Origin of the sequence: Nocardia sp. NPDC056064 (assembly GCF_042266925.1) — a bacterium.
Classification (GTDB): domain Bacteria; phylum Actinomycetota; class Actinomycetes; order Mycobacteriales; family Mycobacteriaceae; genus Nocardia.
On the sequence record NZ_JBHJWO010000001.1, the window covers coordinates 194,413 to 212,212 of the forward strand.

Annotated in this window: 12 protein-coding genes; 9 read left to right on the top strand and 3 right to left on the bottom strand. The window is 70.7% G+C overall.

What is annotated here, in order from left to right; genetic code table 11:
• Window positions 1–199 precede the first annotated feature (199 nt).
• From ACFC06_RS00995 to ACFC06_RS01010, 4 genes are read left to right on the top strand one after another with little or no spacing between them, the layout of a single operon-like run.
• Entirely contained in the window at window positions 200–6,589 is a 6,390-nt protein-coding gene (locus tag ACFC06_RS00995; RefSeq protein ID WP_375926241.1) for a type I polyketide synthase, read from the top strand.
• Between the two features lie 25 nt (window positions 6,590–6,614).
• Entirely contained in the window at window positions 6,615–8,030 is a 1,416-nt protein-coding gene (locus tag ACFC06_RS01000; RefSeq protein WP_375926244.1) for a condensation domain-containing protein, read from the top strand.
• Window positions 8,027–8,725, top strand: coding sequence for a hypothetical protein (locus tag ACFC06_RS01005; protein WP_375926246.1), 699 nt, complete (start codon window positions 8,027–8,029; stop codon window positions 8,723–8,725). Before ACFC06_RS01000 ends, ACFC06_RS01005 begins: the two co-directional genes overlap by 4 nt.
• Window positions 8,726–9,403, top strand: a complete 678-nt coding sequence (locus ACFC06_RS01010; protein WP_375926249.1) for a cutinase family protein — start codon at window positions 8,726–8,728, stop codon at window positions 9,401–9,403. It begins immediately after the preceding gene.
• Between the two features lie 12 nt (window positions 9,404–9,415).
• On the opposite strand, the gene ACFC06_RS01015 is transcribed toward ACFC06_RS01010, so the two are convergent.
• Window positions 9,416–10,063 carry a TetR/AcrR family transcriptional regulator gene (locus ACFC06_RS01015; protein ID WP_375926252.1) on the bottom strand — a complete coding sequence of 216 codons (648 nt, stop codon included), beginning with the start codon at window positions 10,061–10,063 and terminating at the stop codon, window positions 9,416–9,418.
• Between the two features lie 97 nt (window positions 10,064–10,160).
• On the opposite strand from ACFC06_RS01015, the gene ACFC06_RS01020 reads away from it, so the two are divergent.
• The 5 genes from ACFC06_RS01020 (at window position 10,161) to ACFC06_RS01040 (ending at window position 16,471) form a co-directional block, all read left to right on the top strand.
• A complete protein-coding gene (locus tag ACFC06_RS01020) occupies window positions 10,161–10,634 on the top strand; it encodes a hypothetical protein (RefSeq protein WP_375926255.1) in 474 nt (157 codons plus the stop codon).
• Window positions 10,635–10,807: 173 nt separating this feature from the next.
• Window positions 10,808–12,694 (top strand): ABC transporter ATP-binding protein, encoded by a 1,887-nt coding sequence (locus ACFC06_RS01025; RefSeq protein WP_375926258.1) that lies wholly within the window; start codon window positions 10,808–10,810, stop codon window positions 12,692–12,694.
• Window positions 12,691–14,451: an ABC transporter ATP-binding protein gene (locus ACFC06_RS01030; RefSeq protein WP_375926261.1), complete on the top strand. Its 1,761-nt coding sequence runs from the start codon at window positions 12,691–12,693 to the stop codon at window positions 14,449–14,451. The genes ACFC06_RS01025 and ACFC06_RS01030 overlap by 4 nt, the downstream gene beginning before the upstream one ends.
• A gap of 9 nt (window positions 14,452–14,460) precedes the next feature.
• The gene (locus ACFC06_RS01035; protein WP_375926264.1) at window positions 14,461–15,105 is read left to right on the top strand and encodes a TetR/AcrR family transcriptional regulator; all 645 of its coding nucleotides are present in this window, start codon (window positions 14,461–14,463) and stop codon (window positions 15,103–15,105) included.
• A 196-nt stretch (window positions 15,106–15,301) separates the two neighbouring features.
• The gene (locus ACFC06_RS01040; RefSeq protein WP_375926267.1) at window positions 15,302–16,471 is read left to right on the top strand and encodes a PucR family transcriptional regulator; all 1,170 of its coding nucleotides are present in this window, start codon (window positions 15,302–15,304) and stop codon (window positions 16,469–16,471) included.
• A gap of 97 nt (window positions 16,472–16,568) precedes the next feature.
• On the opposite strand, the gene ACFC06_RS01045 is transcribed toward ACFC06_RS01040, so the two are convergent.
• Together ACFC06_RS01045 and ACFC06_RS01050 are read right to left on the bottom strand one after the other, a co-directional pair.
• Window positions 16,569–17,036, bottom strand: a complete 468-nt coding sequence (locus tag ACFC06_RS01045) for an SRPBCC family protein (protein ID WP_375926270.1) — start codon at window positions 17,034–17,036, stop codon at window positions 16,569–16,571.
• Between the two features lie 112 nt (window positions 17,037–17,148).
• Complete coding sequence (locus ACFC06_RS01050; protein WP_375926273.1) at window positions 17,149–17,703, bottom strand: DUF2637 domain-containing protein; 555 nt, start codon at window positions 17,701–17,703, stop codon at window positions 17,149–17,151.
• Between the last annotated feature and the right edge of the window lie 97 nt (window positions 17,704–17,800).

Here is a 17,800-nt window from a genome sequence, read left to right on the forward strand (position 1 = left end):
GACCATTGTTTGTGGCCGGGCATTCACCCGCCGGAAGGCGGTCGGCGGCCGAACTGGGGGCGCTCACAACACTTTCCCGGAATTCCCATCGGAGTTGCCAGTCTCGGCCCGAACCGGTCACCGGCGGAACTATTGCTCCTACGTTGACCGGGATCGGCAGGAATTGCCGGACACCGAAGCTCGAACCCGGAGGAAGTGCGTGTCGGATATTGCCATCGTCGGGATCGGATGCCGGTTCGCCGGCGGAATCGATTCGCCGGAGTCGTTCTGGGACTTCGTCGTCGACAAACGCGACGGCGTCGTCGACATTCCCGCGGACCGGTGGGATTTCCGTCGGTATTACGACCCCGAACCGCGCACCCCCGGCCGCAGTTACACCAAACGCGGCGCCTTCATGACGATCGATCCGTGGGCCTTCGATCCGGATTTCTTCGGTATCTCCCCGCGGGAGGCCACCGTGCTCGATCCGCAGCAGCGGCTGCTGCTCGAAGTGACCTGGGAGGCGCTCGACGACGCGGGCATGGCCGGGCGGGTGGCCGGGGACCAGGTCGGTGTGTACGTCGGTGGTTTCGTGGTCGACCAGTCCGTCGTCGGGGTGGTGGGTCCGGCGCTGTTCCACACCGACATGCACACCCCGGCCAGCGCGTCGTACACGATGCTGTCGAACCGGATCGCCTACGCGCTGAACCTGGTCGGCCCGGCGATCACGGTCGACACCGCGTGCTCGTCGTCGCTGGTGGCCTTCCACCTGGCCTGCCAGGCCCTCGACAACGGCGACTGCCGGGTCGCGCTGGCGGGCGGGGTGAACGTGATGCTGCAGCCGGAGACCTTCGTGCTCATGTGCAAGGGCGGGTTCCTGGCCACCGACGGCCGCTGCAAGTCGTTCGACGCCGCCGCCGACGGCTACGGGCGCGGTGAGGGCGCGGGCATGGTGGCGCTGAAGAAGCTCGACGACGCGGTCCGCGACGGCGACCGGATCTACGCGGTGGTCAAGGCGACCGGCGCCAACCAGGACGGGCGCACCACCGCGATCACCGTGCCCAATGTGGACTCGCAGGAGGCGCTGGCCCGGGCGGTGTGTGCCCGCTCGGGACTGTCGCCGCAGGAGATCACCTATCTGGAGGCGCACGGCACCGGCACGCTGGTCGGCGACCCGGTCGAGCTGCGGGCGCTGGGACGGGTCTTCGGCGCGAGCTCGGGCCGCACCGGCACGATCGGGGTCGGCTCGGTGAAGGCGACGATCGGGCACACCGAGGCGGCCGCCGGGGTCGCCAGCGTGATCAAGGCGGCGCTGGCGATCCAGCACCGGACCCTGCCCCCGCAGGGCTGGCTCGACACCCCGAATCCGGACATCCCGTTCGACGAGCTGGGTGTCCACGTGCAGACCGAGGCCGAGGTCCTGCCCGCGGACGGTGCCCCGATGTCGGTGGCGGTCAACGGATTCGGCTACGGCGGCACCAACGCGCACGCGATCCTGCGCGAACACCGGCCCACGGCACCGGTGGATCCGGCCCCGCCGCACCACCTCGGCATCCTGCCGGTCTCCGCGCGCAGCACCGGCGCCGCCCGCGAACTGGCCGGACGGTTCGCCGACGCGCTCACCGCCGGCGCCGACCTCGACCGGCTCGCCGCAGCGGCGTGGACGCGGCGCGCGCACCACCCGTTCCGCACCGGTGTCCTGATCGGTGACTCCACCGACGAGGTGGTGCGCGAGCTGCGCGACTTCGCGGCGGGTGAGGGCCGCGACGCCGCGCGCACCGTCGTGTCGGCTGTCGCCGAACCGGTCTTCGTGTTCTCCGGCATGGGGCCACAGCACTGGCGGATGGGCCGCGACCTGCTCGAAGCGGGAGGCATCTTCGCCGACACCGCCGAACTCGTCGACGCCGAGTTCCGGGCACTGTCGGGCTGGTCGATCATCGAGGAACTGCGCCGCCCCGAACACGAATCCCGGGTGACCAGCACCGAGATCGCGCAACCGGCGAACTTCCTGGTCCAGGTCGGGCTGGCGCGCGAGCTGGCCGCGCGGGGCATCACCGCCGCGGCCATCGTGGGGCACAGTGTCGGCGAAGTCTCGGCGGCCTATGTGAGCGGCATGCTCACGCTGCCGGACGTGGTCCGCGTCGCCTACCACCGCTCCCGGCTGCAGGCCACCACCGCGGGCACCGGTGGCATGCTCGCTGTCGGGCTGACCAGGGACAAGGCCGTCGAACTGCTCGGCGGCGACGACCGGGTCGACATCGCCGCCGTCAACAGTCCCGGCGCCGTCACCCTGTCCGGCGACGAGGACCGGCTCGACGAACTGGCCGAACAGCTCACCGAGGAAGGCGTTTTCGCGCGCAGGCTGCGGGTCGAGGTGCCCTATCACAGCCGGCTGATGGACCCGATCGAAGACGAACTGCGCCGGTGCCTGGCCGGGCTGAACCCGCAGCCGCCGACCGTGCCGGTGTACTCCACGGTGACCGGCGAGCAGGTCACCGCGGCGAGCTGGGACGCGCAGTACTGGTGGTCGAATGTCCGTGAGCCCGTGCGCTTCTTCGACGCCGTCGCGCGCGCGATCGCCGCGGGCAGCCGGGTGTTCCTCGAGATCGGCCCGCATCCGGTGCTGTCGGCCAACATCCGGGAGGCGCTGCTGGACGCGGACGTCAACGGCACCACCGTCGCGACCCTGGACCGCGAACGCGCCGACGACGTGAGCCTGCGCCGCACGCTGCTGGGCCTGCACGCCGCGGGCGTACTGGATCGCACCGCCCTGTTCCCGGCCGACGGCGCCGCCGTCGCCCATGTCGCGCTGCCGCGGTACCCGTGGCAGCGGACCCGCCTGCACGCGCCGCTGCCGCTGTTCGAGCAGGCGCGCCTGGGCACCCCCGGCGGCTATCCGATGCTCGGGGACCCCGATCTCGAGGGGCGGTCGCAGTGGCTGCTCCAGGTCGGCGCGTCGCTGCTGCCGTGGTTGGCCGATCATGTCGTCAACGGGGTGAAGATCATGCCCGGCGCGGCCTACCTCGACGCCGCGCTCAGTGCCACCGCCCTGCGCACCGGATCGAAACAGGTGGCGCTGGAACAGGTCCGGTTCGTCGCGCCGCTCATCATGGGCGCGCCCGATGTGCCGCTGGTGTCGGTGAGCGTGGAGGAGGCCAGCGGCCGGTTCCTGATCCGCTCGCGCAGCGCCACCGGCACGGCGTGGACGGTGCACGCCTCGGGCCGCACCCTGACCGGCAGCCACGAACAGCGCCGCGGGGAGGTCCCGGAGCTCGAGGTGGGGGTCGATGTCGACCCGGAGATGTTCTACGCGGGCCTGGCTTCGGCCGGGCTGCAGTACGGGCCCAGCTTCCGGCGGGTGACCTCGGTGCGGGTCGGCAGGGACGTGGTGGTGGCGACGGTCGACGGCGGTATCGCCGCCGGATCGGGTCATCCGGCCCACCCGGCGGTGGTGGACGCCGCCATGCAGTGCGCGGCCATGCTGTTCGCCGACGAGCGCATCAACGAAGGGGTGATGGTGCCCGTCGGGGTGTCGGCGGTCCGGTTGCTCGCCGAGATTCCCGAGGAGGTGACCGTGGTGGCGCGGCGCGACCCGCGCGCCCGGCTGCGCGCCGATGTCGACCTGCTCGACGCCGACCACAATCTCGTCGTGCGGCTGAGCGGCCTGCAGATCGGCGCGCTCAAACCCGGCGACGATCCGCTGCACCGGATGGCCGACTTCTACTACACCGACACCATGGAGGAACGCGCGCCGATCGATCCGGCGACGCTGCCCACCGAGCCCGCGTCGATGCTCGTCGTCGAGCTGGGCGAGACCCGGCGCACCACCGAGCTCGCGGCCGCGATCGCGTCGGCGCAGGTGTATGTCGCGCATCCGGCGGACCCGGAACTGGAACGGGGACTGGGTATCCGGTTGCGCGCCGCGGCGGCTGAACCCACCGAGCGGCTGCACGTGGGTGTCGTGGTCGGCGACGTCACCGACGATCTGGCGTTCCTGTGGGCGCTCAAGCGGATCGCGGTGGCCGTGGCCGAACACGCCGATCCGCCCGCGGCGGGTGCGGGCCCGCAGTCGATCTTCGGTGACGGCACCGTGCACTGCACGCTGGTGACCGAACGCGCCTTCACCCTGCCCGACTCCACCGTCGCCCCCGACCCGCGCCACGCCGCGCTGGCCGGCGCTCGCCGCGTGCTGCTCAACGAGCAGACCTCGCTGCGCTGGCGCCTGGTCGACATCGAACCCACCACCAGCGTCACCGATCTGCTCGCCGAACTCGCGGTGCCAGGGGCGTTCTCGCACGACAACTGCGACGAGATCGTGCTGCGCGGTGGCACCCGCTGGGCGCCGGTGGTGACCAAGCCGCTGCCCGACCGACTCGACGCCCTCGACACCGCGGCGCCGCTGACCGACCCGGACACGAACTTCGGCCTCGACATCCCGCGCACCCGGCTGCTCTCGCAGCTGGCGTGGCGGCAGTGCCCCCGGGAGGAGCCGGGTGCCGGGGAGGTCGAGATCCGGATGCACGTGATCGGGCTGAACTACAAGGACCCGCTCAAGATCATCGGGCTGCTCGGTGAAAGGGAGCTCGCGCCCACCTATTTCGGCACCGTGCCCGGCATGGAAGGGGTCGGCACGGTGGTGCGGGTCGGTGCCGGAGTCGACGATGTCGCGGTCGGTGATCTGGTCGCGGTGGCGTCGAGGGGGATGATGCGCCGGTTCGCGGTGGTGAGCCGCCAGCTCGTCGTCGTCCTGCCCGCGGGCACCGATCCCGGCTACTGCACCAGCACCATCGCCTTCGGCACCGCCGAGTACGCGCTGCGGGATCTGGCCCGGCTCGAAGCCGGGGAGACCGTGCTGATCCACGGCGCGGCCGGGGGCGTCGGCACGGCGGCGATCCAGGTGGCCAAGTCGATCGGCGCACGCATCATCGGTGCCGCGAGCACGCCGGAACGGCGCGCGCACGTGCTGGCGACGGGCGCCGACCACGCGGTGAACTCGCGCTCGCTCGACTTCGTCGACGACGTGCTCGCGCTCACCGACGGCCGCGGCGCCGATGTCGTGGTGAGCACCGCGCCGGGGGAGATCCTGCGCCAGAACTTCCACGCGGCAGCGGAGTTCGGTCGTATCGTCGAGGTCGGCAAGGCCGACATCTACACCGGCGGCCTGCTCGAACTCGCCGGGTTCGACAAGAACCTCGCCTACTACTCCATGGATCTGGACCGGCTGGTCGCGGTCGACCCGCGCCGGCTGGCCACTCTGCTCGAGCGGGTGTTCGAGAAGGTCTCCGACGGCACCTACCAGCCCCTGCCGTACCAGATGTTCGACACCGACGACGTGAGCAAGGCCTTCGAGGAGACCCTGCGCTCGACCCGGCCCGCCCGGATCGCGTTGCGCGTCGACGCGCCCGTCCCCTCGGTGCGCCCGCACCTGCCCGCCCTCGACATCGACGACAGCGCGACCTATCTGATCACCGGCGGCTTCGGCGGTTTCGGCCTCGCGATCGGCCGGTGGCTCACGCTGCGCGGCGCGCGCAGGCTGGTGCTGCTCGGGCGCGGTGGCGCCACCACCCCGCAGGCCCGGCGGCAGATCGAGGCGTGGCGCACCATGGGCGTGGAGATCGTCGAGGAACGCGCCGACGTCACCGACGCCGAAGCCGTGGCGGCCGTGGTGGAACGCGCCCACCGCCCCGGCCAGCCGCTGCGCGGGGTGTTCCACACCGCGGGCGCGGTGGCCGACAACCGGCTGGCCAAGATGGAATTCGGCGAACTCGACCGGGTCTACCGGCCCAAGGTGCACGGCGCGCAGATCGTGCACGCCGCGGTCGCCGACGCGGGCATCACTCTGGACATGTTCGTGCTGTGCTCCTCCGGCGGCTCGATGTACGGGATCTACGGCCAGTACAACTACTGCGCGGCCAATGTCGCCGTGGAGGCGCTGGCCGAGCAGTGGGCGCGCGCCGGGGAGCGGGCGCTGTGCGTCGGCTGGGGCCACCTGTCGGGTGCCACCGGCGGCATGGCCGCCGACGAAACCGCCGAGAAATACCTCGATCTCGTGGGTTTCGGGCCGATCGACATGGCCGACGCCACCGCCTACCTGGAACAGACCCTGCGCCTGGGTGCCACCCGCGCGGCCATCATCCCGACCGACTGGGCCAAACTGACCGGCACCTTCCCCCAGCTGGCCCGCACCGGCCGCACCAGCGCGCTGGCACAGGCCTCGGCCAAGGACACCTCGGAACTGGCGCAGCTGCGCGAGGAGCTGGCCGCGATGGAGGAGAACAAGCGCGGACCGTTCATCGCCCGCAAGATGGCCGAGGAACTGGCCGTGGTGATGGGCGTGGCGGTCGAGACGATCGACATGACGGTGCCCGTTCCGGAACTGGGCCTGGATTCGCTGATGGCGGTGGAGCTGGGCGCCCGCGTCACCAAGACACTCGGCATCGACCTGATGTCGCTGCAGATGGGGCGTTCGTTCAGCTTGGAGCAGGCCGGACCGAAGGTCGCCGAACTGGTCCTCGCCGCGGAACCCTCCGGCGCGCAACCACTTCCGGAGCCCGCGGCCGAGCCGCAGGCGACCGTGCCCGAGGACCGGCCCCTGGTCGGGTCGCGGTGATGTTCGAGGAAGCGAGGTAGTCGACGTGGTCGATTTCGGATTGATCGACGAATGGGCGCCGCCGCCGGGACGGCTGGTCACCTGGACCGCGTCGGCGGCCTCGGTGCGGGCCGCGGCCCAGGCGCCGGTGCACCCCGCACCGCCGTCGCTGCAACAGCAGCAGTATCTGCGGCAGGCCGCCCGGCACTCCGGCGCGGACTTCCGCTTCTCCGGGCTGCTGCTGGTGACCGCCCGGATCCCCACCGGCGACCTCGACCGCGAGGTCATGACCGGCATCATCAACGAGTTCCTCTTGCGCCACGACACTTTCCGCACCTGGTTCGACATCGCCGACGGTGAGTTGCGCAGGCACCTGGTGCCCGCCGAGGCGGTGGAGTTCGTCCCCGGCGAGTACGGCTGGATCGACGAACCCGACGCGATCCGCCGCCACGTGGAGAAGACCACGCCCGGCCCGTTCCACTGGGACTGCTTCACCTTCGGCGCCATCGAACACGGCACCGCGACCACGGTCTACCTCGCGGTGGACCACCTGCACAGCGACGGGCTGGGCCAGTACCTCTCGGCGTCGGACTTCGTCCAGATGTATGCCGCGCGGGCCTGGGGCGCGCCGCCGCTGCCCCCGGCGGCGAGCTACCTGGACTACTGCGTCGCCGAGCGCGCCCACAGCGACCAGCTCACGCTCGCCTCCCCGGGCGTCAAGCGCTGGCTGGCCCTGCTCGGCGGCAACGACAACCGCCTGCCCGCCTTCCCGCTGGACCTGGGCAAGAACGCCGACGGGTACACCCGCAGCGCGCACCGCACCGTCGAACTGCTCGACACCGCGACCGGCGCGCGCTTCGAAAGAGCCTGCCGCGCCGCGGGAGCCGAGTTCACGGGGGGAGTGTTCGCGGCGGCGGCGATGGCCGAACGCACACTCACCGGCAGCGACTACTACTTCGGCATGACCCCGATCAGCACCAGGGCCAGCGCCGCCCAGAACGCCTCGGTGGGCTGGTACGTCACCCTGGTGCCGGTGGCGTTCCCGCTCGGGCCGCGCACCACCGTGGCCCGCGCGGTGGCGATGGCCCAGCGCGCCTACGAGACCGGGCTGCTGCTGGCACCCACCTCCTTCCACCGGGTGCTGGAACTGCTGCCCGCCGACTCGGAGATCCAGGTCGAGCCCGGCTGGGTGACGCCGATGATCTCGTTCATCGACGCCAGGGACTTCGTCGGCCACGAGTTCTTCGACGAGATCACCGCGGGCGTGTACGCGAACCGGGCCGCCTCCGAGGAGGTGCTGATGTGGATCAACCGGTTGCCCGCGGCGACCACACTGAGCGTCATCTATCCCGACACCGACATCGCCCACGACTCGGTGGGCCGCTACCTCGCGGCCCTGCGGTCGATGTTCCACACCATCGCCGCCTCCGATGCCGCGAGCCGACCGCAGGAGCCGCAGTGATCCCCGTGTTCCGTGACCCGTTCATCCCCGACGGGGAGAAATCGATCTACACCGTCGGCCCGGAGGGAAAACCGCAGGACATCGAGCTGATCCACGTCGTCGCGCGCGAACGCGGCGGCTATCGCAGCACCCTGGACGCGCGCCTGGACAGCGACCGCCCCGGCGTCCCCGACCTCACGATGAGCATCGAACAGCGCTTCAGCCGCGCGGGCGGGCGCCTGCTCGCCGAGCACTACCGCGCCGAGACCCGCTCGGGGTCGGCCATGGTCTCGCGCGAGGAAGCGAACTTCACCGACACCGTGCACCTGCAACTCGGTGCGGGCCCGGCACCGTTTCCGCTGAATCTGATGCCCATCGCCGGTGGCCTCACGCTGCTGCGCGGCCTCGATTTCACCGCGGGCGCGGTGGAGACCCTCGATGTGTGGCTGGCCTTCTCGGTGCACTGGCCGCTGCTCGTGCGGGTGGAGAAGGAGACCACCGTCGAGGTCCCCGCGGGGACCCTGCCCTGCTGGCAGGTGCGGATGCGCCCCGGCTTCGCCCAGGTGAACTCCCTGCTGGACAAGATCATCGGCGGCCTGCTCCCACCGTTCATCGCCCACTTCGAAGCCGCCCCACCGCACCGGCTGGTCCGCATGAGCTTCCCGACCGAATTGTCCCTGTCCGCCCCGCGGGCCGTCCTGGAACTGGTGACCTAGATGTTCACGAATCGTTCTGTCATCGCCGCGTCGGCGGCACTGCTCTGCGTCGGCGCGACGGTGAGCATGTCGGCCGTCGCCGCCCCCTCGGCGCAGGCCGCGAGCTGTGCGGCGGTCCACGTCGTCGCGGCCAGGGGTACCAACGAGCCCGGCGGCTGGGCCAGCAGATACCACCTCGGAACGGTGGTGGGGAATCCGGTGTTCTCGGCCATCGACGACGTGCTGGCCCGCTCGACCGACGCCTATCGGGTGGAGTATCCGGCGAGTACTGATCAGCCTGCCTCGGTGCAGAAAGGCAATCGCGATCTGGTCGACCATGTCGTGGCGCAGGCGGCGGCCTGTCCGGCCCAGAGATTCGTGCTGGTCGGCTATTCGCAGGGCGCGAATGTCGTCGACAATGCGATCGGCATCAGCAGCGAGGGCGCCAAGGTCGGCGGGCCGATCGTCGCGACGCTGCCCGACAGCGTGGAATCCCGTATTTCGGCGATCCTGCTGTTCGGCAATCCCATTCGGGAACTCGGGCGCGCGGTGACCGGGGTGTACGCCGACCGGACATTCGATGTCTGCAACGACAACGATCCGGTCTGTGATCCCGACGGCCGGGATTGGAATGTGCATCTGCGCTACCAGCGTCACGCCGACGCGGCGGCCGATTTCGTGGCCGCTCGGGTGCGCTGAGCGGGGCCACGGTCACGGGCCTGCGGCGGCGGGATCGGGGTGGAGTGGGCGGCGTAGGTAATTGCCGAGCAGGTCGACCATTTCGTTCTCGAGTTGCTCCGGTGGGGCCGGGGTGGTGGTGGCGATCAGGCGGTGGACCAGGGATTCGACGGTGGCCACGACGAGGCGGGCGGCCAGGCGGTGGTCGGGGACCGAGACCTCGGGGTGATTCGCCAGCAGGGGAGTGACCAGGTCGACGGCGAACTGTTCGGTGTCGCGCAGGCGGGCCAGCAGTGCGGGGGAGCGCGGCGCCTCCTCGAACAGCACGCGGTGCAGGCGGGGATTGTCGCGGTGGTTGTCGATCGTCGCGCGGACGAACAGGCGCAGGATGTCGTCGAGCGGTCCCGGCAGGCCCTCGGCGAGGCGTTCGCCCAGGATGCGGGAACCCGCGTCGATGTGCTCGTCGATCAGGGCACCCAGGATGGCGTCCTTGTTCGGAAAGTACTGGTACAGCGAGCCGATGGAGACTCCGGCCCGCTCGGCGATCCGGTTGGTCGTGCCCGCGGCGTAACCGTGGTCGGCGAAAACCTGAGCAGCCGCGGTCAGAATCCACTCCCGGGTGCGGGCCGACCGCTGCTGTCGGGGCTGTTTACGTGGCTTGAACCGATCCGTGGGTGCCATGTGGTCTCCGCTGTCGAACGCGAGTAGTCATCCGTCGTCGCCACCCCCAGTATTCAGGGTGAGTCCTCGACGAACCGACCGCAGGAGATGAGGGTAGATGCGCACAGTCTGTCTACGCACCGAACTACCGACAAGCGCCGACCGGGTCTGGCGCGCGATGCTGGCCCCCGCGACCTTCCTCTACGTGTGCCGGGGGCTGTTCGGTATCCCGATGCTCGCGGGCCGGGTCGAGCCGCTGCGCGCGGGCGAACGCGGGACGGCGTGGCTGTGGGTGTTCCATGTCCTGCCGCTCTACCGGCACACGATCGAGGTGATCGACGTCGACGAAGCAGCGGGCACGATCCGCACGCACGAGCACGGGGGCGTGGTGAAGACCTGGAATCACACGCTGAGCGTGGAACCCCTCACCGAGGACCGCTGCCGCTACACCGACACCATCGAGATCGAGGCGGGACCGGCCACGGCGGTCGTCGCGGTCGTCGCCTCCGGGATCTTCCGGTACCGGCAGCGCCGCTGGCGCCGCCTGGTCCGCCGCCACCTGCTGCCCGAGGGCACCGCGTACGGGAGCTGACCAGCCCGAAAGTCGTTGCGGTGCAGGTGCTCGGGTCGCGGGCTCTTGCGGACACTGCGGTGCTGCCTTAATGTGAACCCCATTCATTATTAAGTATGGCAAACCTAACTTACCGGGCCGGTGGTGCTGCCGACACGGGGTTGGGTGCACCGCAGGTCCGATCCAGGAGCGCCATGACCACAGTGACTTCCTCGGCCGACACCTCGGCACCACCGCCGACCGGCCCGCCGCAGGACACCGACCAGCAGACCCGCGCCACGAAGCAACAGCAGAAGGCGGGCGCGCGGGCGCTGCGTGACCTGCTGAAACCGGTGTCGGGCACCTTGACCCTCGGCAGGCTGCTCGCGGTGGTTTCGGGCATCGTGGCCGTGGTGCCCTACGTCGCCCTCGTGCGGATCGGGGAGGTGCTGCTCGACGCGCACGCCGCGGGCGTGGCCGTCGACGGCGCCGAGGTGGAGCGCTGGCTGCGAATCCTGCTCGGCGCGTTCCTGCTTCGGCTGGTGATCTATTTCGTCGCGCTGTTCCTCACGCATCTGGCGGACGCGCGGTTCGGGCATCTCGTCCAGCTGCGCATGGTCGAGCGGTTCGCGCGGATTCCGCTGGGCTGGTTCACCTCCACCAACTCCGGGCGGGTGCGCAAGGCGCTGCAGGACGAGATCGGCACCGTGCACCAGCTCATCGCACACAAGCCGGTCGACGGCACGAACGCGGTGGTGATGCCGCTGGCGCTGATGGTCTACGCCTTCGTCATCGACTGGCGGCTGGGCCTGCTGACGATCGCCACGCTGCCCTGCTACGTGGGCGCGATGATGCTGCCGCTGATCGGCATGGGCGCCAAGACCGTGGAAATGGATCAGCGGCTGTCGAGCGTGTCGGCCAGGATGGTCGAATTCGTCACCGGCATCGCGGTGGTGAAGGCGTTCGGCCGGGTCGGGCGCGCGCACCGCAGCTATCAGGACGCCGCCGACGACTTCTACGCCTTCTACCTGGACTGGGTGCGGCCGCTGATCCGGGTCTCCGCGCTCGGCACCTCCTTCCTGGCGGTGCCGCTGGTGCTGTTGATCAATATCGGCGTCGGGTCGGTGCTGGTCCACAGCACGACGGTGACGGCGGCCGACGTGCTCGCCACGGCACTGATCGCGCTGCTGATCCCGTACGCGCTGGAAGTACTCATGAATTCGATGTGGGCCCAGCAGCTGGCGGGCGGCGCGGCGCTGCGGCTGGTCGAGCTGCTCGACACCCCGGTGCTGGCCGACGACGAGGACGAGTACGCGCGACCGCACGGGCACGAGGTCGTCTTCGATCACGTGAGCTATTCCTATGGCGCCGACGCCGATTCCGGTCTCGCCGTCGAGGACGTGAGCTTCACGCTGCGGGAGGGAACCGTCACCGCCCTGGTTGGCCCGTCGGGATCGGGGAAGTCCACGATCGCCACGCTGCTGGCCCGGTTCGACGACCCGCGCTCGGGCACCGTGCGGATCGGCGGTGTCGCGGTGTCGCGGATCGCGGACCTGTACTCGCGCGTGGGATTCGTGCTGCAGGACCCGCAACTGCTGCGGATCAGCCTGCGCGACAACATCGCCCTCGGCCGTCCGGACGCCACCGAGGCGCAGATCCGCGCGGCCGCCGCCGCGGCGCAGATCCTCGACGAGATCGACGCGCTGCCACGGGGATTCGACACCGTCTACGGCACCGACACCACGCTGTCGGGCGGCCAGGCGCAGCGCGTGTCGATCGCGCGCGCCCTGCTCGTCGACGCACCCGTGCTGGTGCTGGACGAGGCCACCGCGCTGACCGATCCGGAATCCCAGCACGAGATCCAGCAGGCGCTCTCGGCGCTGGCGCGGGGTCGCACCGTGCTGCTCATCGCGCACCGACCCGAGGTGATCACCGGCGTCGACCAGATCATCCTCATCGACGGCGGGCGCGTCGTCGCGACCGGCACCCACGACGAACTGCTCACCGAACCCGGCTACGCCCGGCTGTGGCGCTCGAGCGCCGCCGGGCACGACACCGGCCGCACGCCGGTCACCGGCACGCCAGAAGGAGATCGGCGATGACCCTGCCCCTGCTCGACATCGGACCCAGGATGGGCCGGATGGTGACGCGTCCCGAGAAGATCCGCGTCGCGCTGGCCGTCAGCGTGCTGGCCGGGCTCGTCGAGGGCTTGGCGCTGGCCGCGCTGCTGCCCACCATCAGCGCGCTGGCCGAGGATGCCCCGGTCTGGGGCCTGGGCCTGGCCGGTTGGCTGTGGGTGCTCGCCGCGCTGGCCGCGGCCAGCTTCGCGGTGAACTACCTGCAGAGCAGCAAGAACTACGCCGTGGCCCTCGACTTCCTGGTCAGCATCCACCGGCTGGTGGGTGACCAGGTGGCCAAGCAGCCACTGGGCTGGTTCGCGCGGCCGGTGGCGGGCCGGCTCTCGCGCATGGTCTCGACCGAGCTGATGTCGGCGGGGGAGATCTTCGCGCACATGTTCGGGCCGTTGGTCGCCCGGATCACCTCGGCGGCGGTGATCATCGTGGCGGCCTGGCTCTGGAATCCGCTGCTCGGGGCGATCCTCACCGCGGCGGTGCCGGTGTTCGTGGTGATCACGCTGGTGTCGACGGGGCTCATGCGCGCCGGTCGCACGATCCACGAACCGGCCGAGATCGCGCTGGCCGACCGGATCGTCGAGTACGCCCAGTGCCAGGGCGCGCTGCGTTCCTGCGGCCGCAGCGCGGATTTCGCGCCACTGGCCGCGGAGATGGACCGCGCCTACCGCACCAAGACGCGTGGTCTGTGGTTCGAGTCGGCGGGGCTGCTGCTCGGCGGGATGGCCACCCAGGGCGTGGTCGTCGCCCTGATCGGCGCCGCCGGGTCGCTGGCGGTGGCGGGCACGTTGCAGGCGGTGCCCGCGCTGGCCTTCATCGGCCTGACCCTGCGGTTCTCCTCGACGCTGTCGGGGATCACCGAGAACGCGGTGGCGCTCGAGTCCCGGCGCCAGTTGCTGGACGCGCTCGACGAGGTGCTCACCGCCGAACCGCTGCCGGAACCGGACGCACCGGCGGTGCTCACCGCGCCCGGCGCCGTGGTGCTGGAGGGCGTCACCTTCCGCTACGCACCGGACGCCGCACCCGCGCTGCGCGAGGTGTCGATCGCCGTCCCGGCCGGTTCGATGACCGCGCTGGTCGGTCCGTCCGGCAGCGGCAAGACCACCGTCGCCCGGGTGATCAGCCGGTTCTACGACATCGAGGCGGGCACCGTGTCGGTGGGTGGCGTGCCGGTCACCGCACAGACCACCGAGCAGCTGATGGGTCAGCTGTCGATGGTCTTCCAGGATGTCTACCTCTTCGACGACACCCTGGTGGCCAATGTCGCGGTCGGGCGTGCCGGGGCGAGCGAGGGTGAGGTGCGCGCCGCGGCCGACCTCGCCGGTGTCACCGAGATCGCCGAACGGCTGCCCGACGGCTGGGAGACCCGGGTCGGGGAGGGCGGTCGGGCGCTGTCGGGCGGGGAGCGTCAGCGGGTGGCGATCGCGCGGGCACTGCTCAAGCGCGCACCCATCGTGCTGCTCGACGAGGCCACCTCGGCCCTGGACGTGGAGAACGAGGCCCACATCGTGGCGGCGGTCGAGACGCTGCGCGAGCAGGCCACGGTCCTGGTGATCGCGCACCGGCTCGACACCATCGCCAGGGCCGATCACATCATCCAGTTCGACGGCGACGGCACGGTGGCCGCTCAGGGCACCCACGACGAACTTCTCGCCGCCGACGGCACCTACGCGCGGTTCTGGCGGCACCTGCACAGCACGCGGGGATGGCAACTGACGAACCATTAGCCTGTCCGCATGAGCGGTGCGGGATGGGCGGCTGGCAAGAAGGTGGGTCGCAAGCCCGCCTTCACCGAGCAGGACGTGATCCGGGCGGCGATGGACGAGGGCATCGACAAGTTCACCCTCGCTGCCGTCGCCGACCGGATCGGCGTGGTCACCACCGCGATCTACCGGCTGTTCGGGTCCCGCGACGACATCGTCGTCGGCTGCCTCGACGCCGTCGCCGCCACTATCCGCCGCCCCGAACCCGGCGCCGACTGGCGCGCGACACTGCGGCTGTGGGCCGACGAGTGCTGGCGCGTGTGCGAGGAGAATCCCGGCCTGCCCCGCGTGGTCTACTCCTTCGCCCCCGCCTTCACCCGCATCAGCCACATCCTCGAGGCGTACGCGGCGAACCTGACCGCGCAGGGCGTCACCCCGGCGCAGGCCATGTTCGCGCTGGACTTCCTCGGCGACACCGTCTTCGCCTGTCACCTCGGCGTGCAGGCCATGCGCACCGTCGACCCGTCCGGCGCGAGCGGCCTGGAGCAGGTCCGGGAAGCCCTGGGCGAGAACACGTCCGTGCTGCGGCCGCAGGACTCGTGGACCGACCGCGGCGCGACCGACGTGAAGGTGGACTTCATCATCTCCGCGCTCGAACACCACTGGCCGGAGATCTGAGAGCCGCCGCGCGGGCATCTTGGCGCCCGCGACAACAGGGTGCGCCGGAAGGCTGTGGCTGCGTGCAGTGACAGTGTTACACAGTGTCACGCACACTGGTGCACGCCACCGTTTCGCCTGGTGTGTGCACCATATTGCTCCGGCGGAAGCGACGGATATCGCTCGACCGGCGGTGGCTCTACCGAAAGCACCATGAATGACTGCAATGGCGAAGGCAAGGCCGTCCGGGGAGAACGCGACAGCGGTCGACCGCGTGGTCGACGTCCTGACCGAGACGGTGCCGGGCACGAATCTGCCCGCGCACGAGATCACTTCGGTGGTCACCGCGTGCCTGGGACTGCTGACCGACGACCGGGCGACCACGAACCGGCTCGAGACCATCCAGCGGCTCGCGGCCCGGTGGGCTTGCGCGGGGATGACCTACGAGTTCGCGCAACGGCTGGTGCACACGGTGTTCCGGGTCCACGTGTCCGGGCGGGACAGGCCCGACACCCAGCGCCTGATCGAGGCCGTGCACTCGGCGACCAGCGCGGTGTCGGCCGGTTTCGCCGACACCGCGGGCTATCACCGTGATCAGGGCGGTCCGGGCGAACTGGCGCGGGCGCTGTTCGCCGAGCGCGGTGTCGCCGAGATCGGCCACCGGCACGGACTGCCGGTGCCGCAGCGGTGCGTGGTGCTGGCCGTGTCGGCCGGGCCGGGTGAGCTCGGGCCGGTGTCGCCCGCCGAACTGCATCAGTGGATCACGCGGTTGTGCCGTCGGCCGGTGCCCGCGGTGCTGGGCGGGCACGGCGGGACGATGCTGGTGCCCGAACCCGGTGTACTGGGGGAGATCGGCGCTGTCGTCGAGGATTCCACGCTCGCGGTCGTCTCGCTGGCGGCGGCGCGCGAGGAGATCGTGGCCGCCCGGCGGCAGGCGCACGAACTGCTCGAGGTGGTGAACACCGTCTACGGCACCCCCGGCATGTATCCCTTCGCGGACTACGCGCTGGAACACCAGCTCACCCGCTCCGGGCCCGGCCGCGACCGGCTGGCGGATCTGATCGCCCCCGTCGCCGCCCACCCGGACCTGCTCGTCACCCTGCGCACCCATCTGCGGTCGGGCCTGCACCGCGGTGTCACCGCCCGCACCCTCTACATCCACGCCAACACCGTCGACCACCGGCTCAAGCGGATCGCCGAACTGACCGGACTCGACATCCTCGACAGCGCGACCATGTGGCAGCTGGACGCGGCACTCGTCGTGCACGATTTCCTGCACCCGGACCAGGCCGTGCGCGGGTGGCGGCCGGTGCGTCGCCGCCCGGTCCGCGGCCGAACCCACCGGGCCGCTGCGCATCTCGCCGAGCCCGCCGACATTCCCGCCTGACCTGCTCGAACAGCACCTCGGTGGCTTCGAGCCGCCGCGACAGCCGGGAATGACGACGGCGGCGACCGGGAGTCCGGTCGCCGCCGTATGCCGCCGTCTAGATCCCGGCGTCGGGACGGGGGATGTCGCCGCGCCAGGCGCCGGTCTCGTGGCCCTCGCTCTCGATGAACTGCTTGAAGCGGTTCATGTCACCGTGCACGCGATGCTGCAGCACACCGAGCTTGTCGGCGACGGTCTCCACGAAACCCTCTGGGTCGACCTCCATCTGGGCGGTGATCCGGGTGTGGGTGTCGTCGAGACGGTGGAAGGTGATGACCCCGGCGTGTTCGGGGCCGCTGTCGGACTTCCACGCGACGCGTTCCTCGGGATGCTGTTCGGTGATGGTGGCGTCGAACTCCCGTGTCGACGGACCGACGTGGATGCGCCAGTGGGTGTGCCGGTCGTCGAGCTGGTCGACCTGCTCCACCCCCTCCATGAACCGCGGGAAGGTCTCGAACTGGGTCCACTGGTTGTAGGCGGTACGGATCGGGACGTCCACATCGACAGTTGCGGCTACCGTGCTCACGGGTACTCCTTCCCCGGCCCGTTCGCGGCGGGGCCGCGGGACCGGATTCGGTTGTGTCGTACACAGAGCGCGGTACCCGGCACCGGTGGTGGCAAACAGGCGTCGCCGGTTCCTACGGCCGGGGCGTCGGCGTCGGTGACGGGGTTCTCGCCTCGCTGCGGTACTGGTCCCACCACGCGGCGCTGTCCTGCGGGGTGGGGTCGGTGCCCTTGGGTGGGGGTGGCGCGGTGGGGACCCGCAGGGCTCGCAGCCGCCAGTCGTCCTCGCGGACCGAGGCCACGATGCGCACCGGGACGACTGCCGTGAGCAGCAGGTAGTTGCCGACGCACACCATCAGGCACAGCGGGGGCACCGAGACCACGGTGGCGATCTCGAGGGTGCTCATCACGATCGGACCGCGCGAGATGGACAGGACGTTGCCGCAGATGCTGGCCAGCACGGCGGCGACGAGCAACAGCTCGTAGACCCGCACCAGGGAGGTGGCCCGCTCGTCGCGGATACCGACCAGCGTGAGGAAGGTACCGGCGAGCAGCGCCACGGTGAGCCCGACCACCACCGGCCACAGCCAGGTGAGGTGTTCGGGGATGCCTGCCGCGCGGGCGAGGGTGGAGGTGAAGGTGAACGAGGCGATCGCCGCCGCGACGACCAGCGCCGACCCTAAGCCCACCAATAGCTTCGGCACCGTGAACGGAACAGGGCGGGGGTACGGGTCCGTGTGGTCCATCAGGCTCCATCCTACGGGCTACGGCCACCAATCATGCAGG

Excerpts from the sequence above, each read along its gene's own strand:
- ACFC06_RS01010 (WP_375926249.1), top strand. The coding sequence starts at position 8,726 with ATGTTCACGAATCGTTCTGTCATCGCCGCGTCGGCGGCACTGCTCTGC.
- ACFC06_RS01015 (WP_375926252.1), bottom strand. The coding sequence starts at position 10,063 with ATGGCACCCACGGATCGGTTCAAGCCACGTAAACAGCCCCGACAGCAG.
- ACFC06_RS01020 (WP_375926255.1), top strand. The coding sequence starts at position 10,161 with ATGCGCACAGTCTGTCTACGCACCGAACTACCGACAAGCGCCGACCGG.
- ACFC06_RS01025 (WP_375926258.1), top strand. The coding sequence starts at position 10,808 with ATGACCACAGTGACTTCCTCGGCCGACACCTCGGCACCACCGCCGACC.
- ACFC06_RS01030 (WP_375926261.1), top strand. The coding sequence starts at position 12,691 with ATGACCCTGCCCCTGCTCGACATCGGACCCAGGATGGGCCGGATGGTG.
- ACFC06_RS01035 (WP_375926264.1), top strand. The coding sequence starts at position 14,461 with ATGAGCGGTGCGGGATGGGCGGCTGGCAAGAAGGTGGGTCGCAAGCCC.
- ACFC06_RS01040 (WP_375926267.1), top strand. The coding sequence starts at position 15,302 with ATGACTGCAATGGCGAAGGCAAGGCCGTCCGGGGAGAACGCGACAGCG.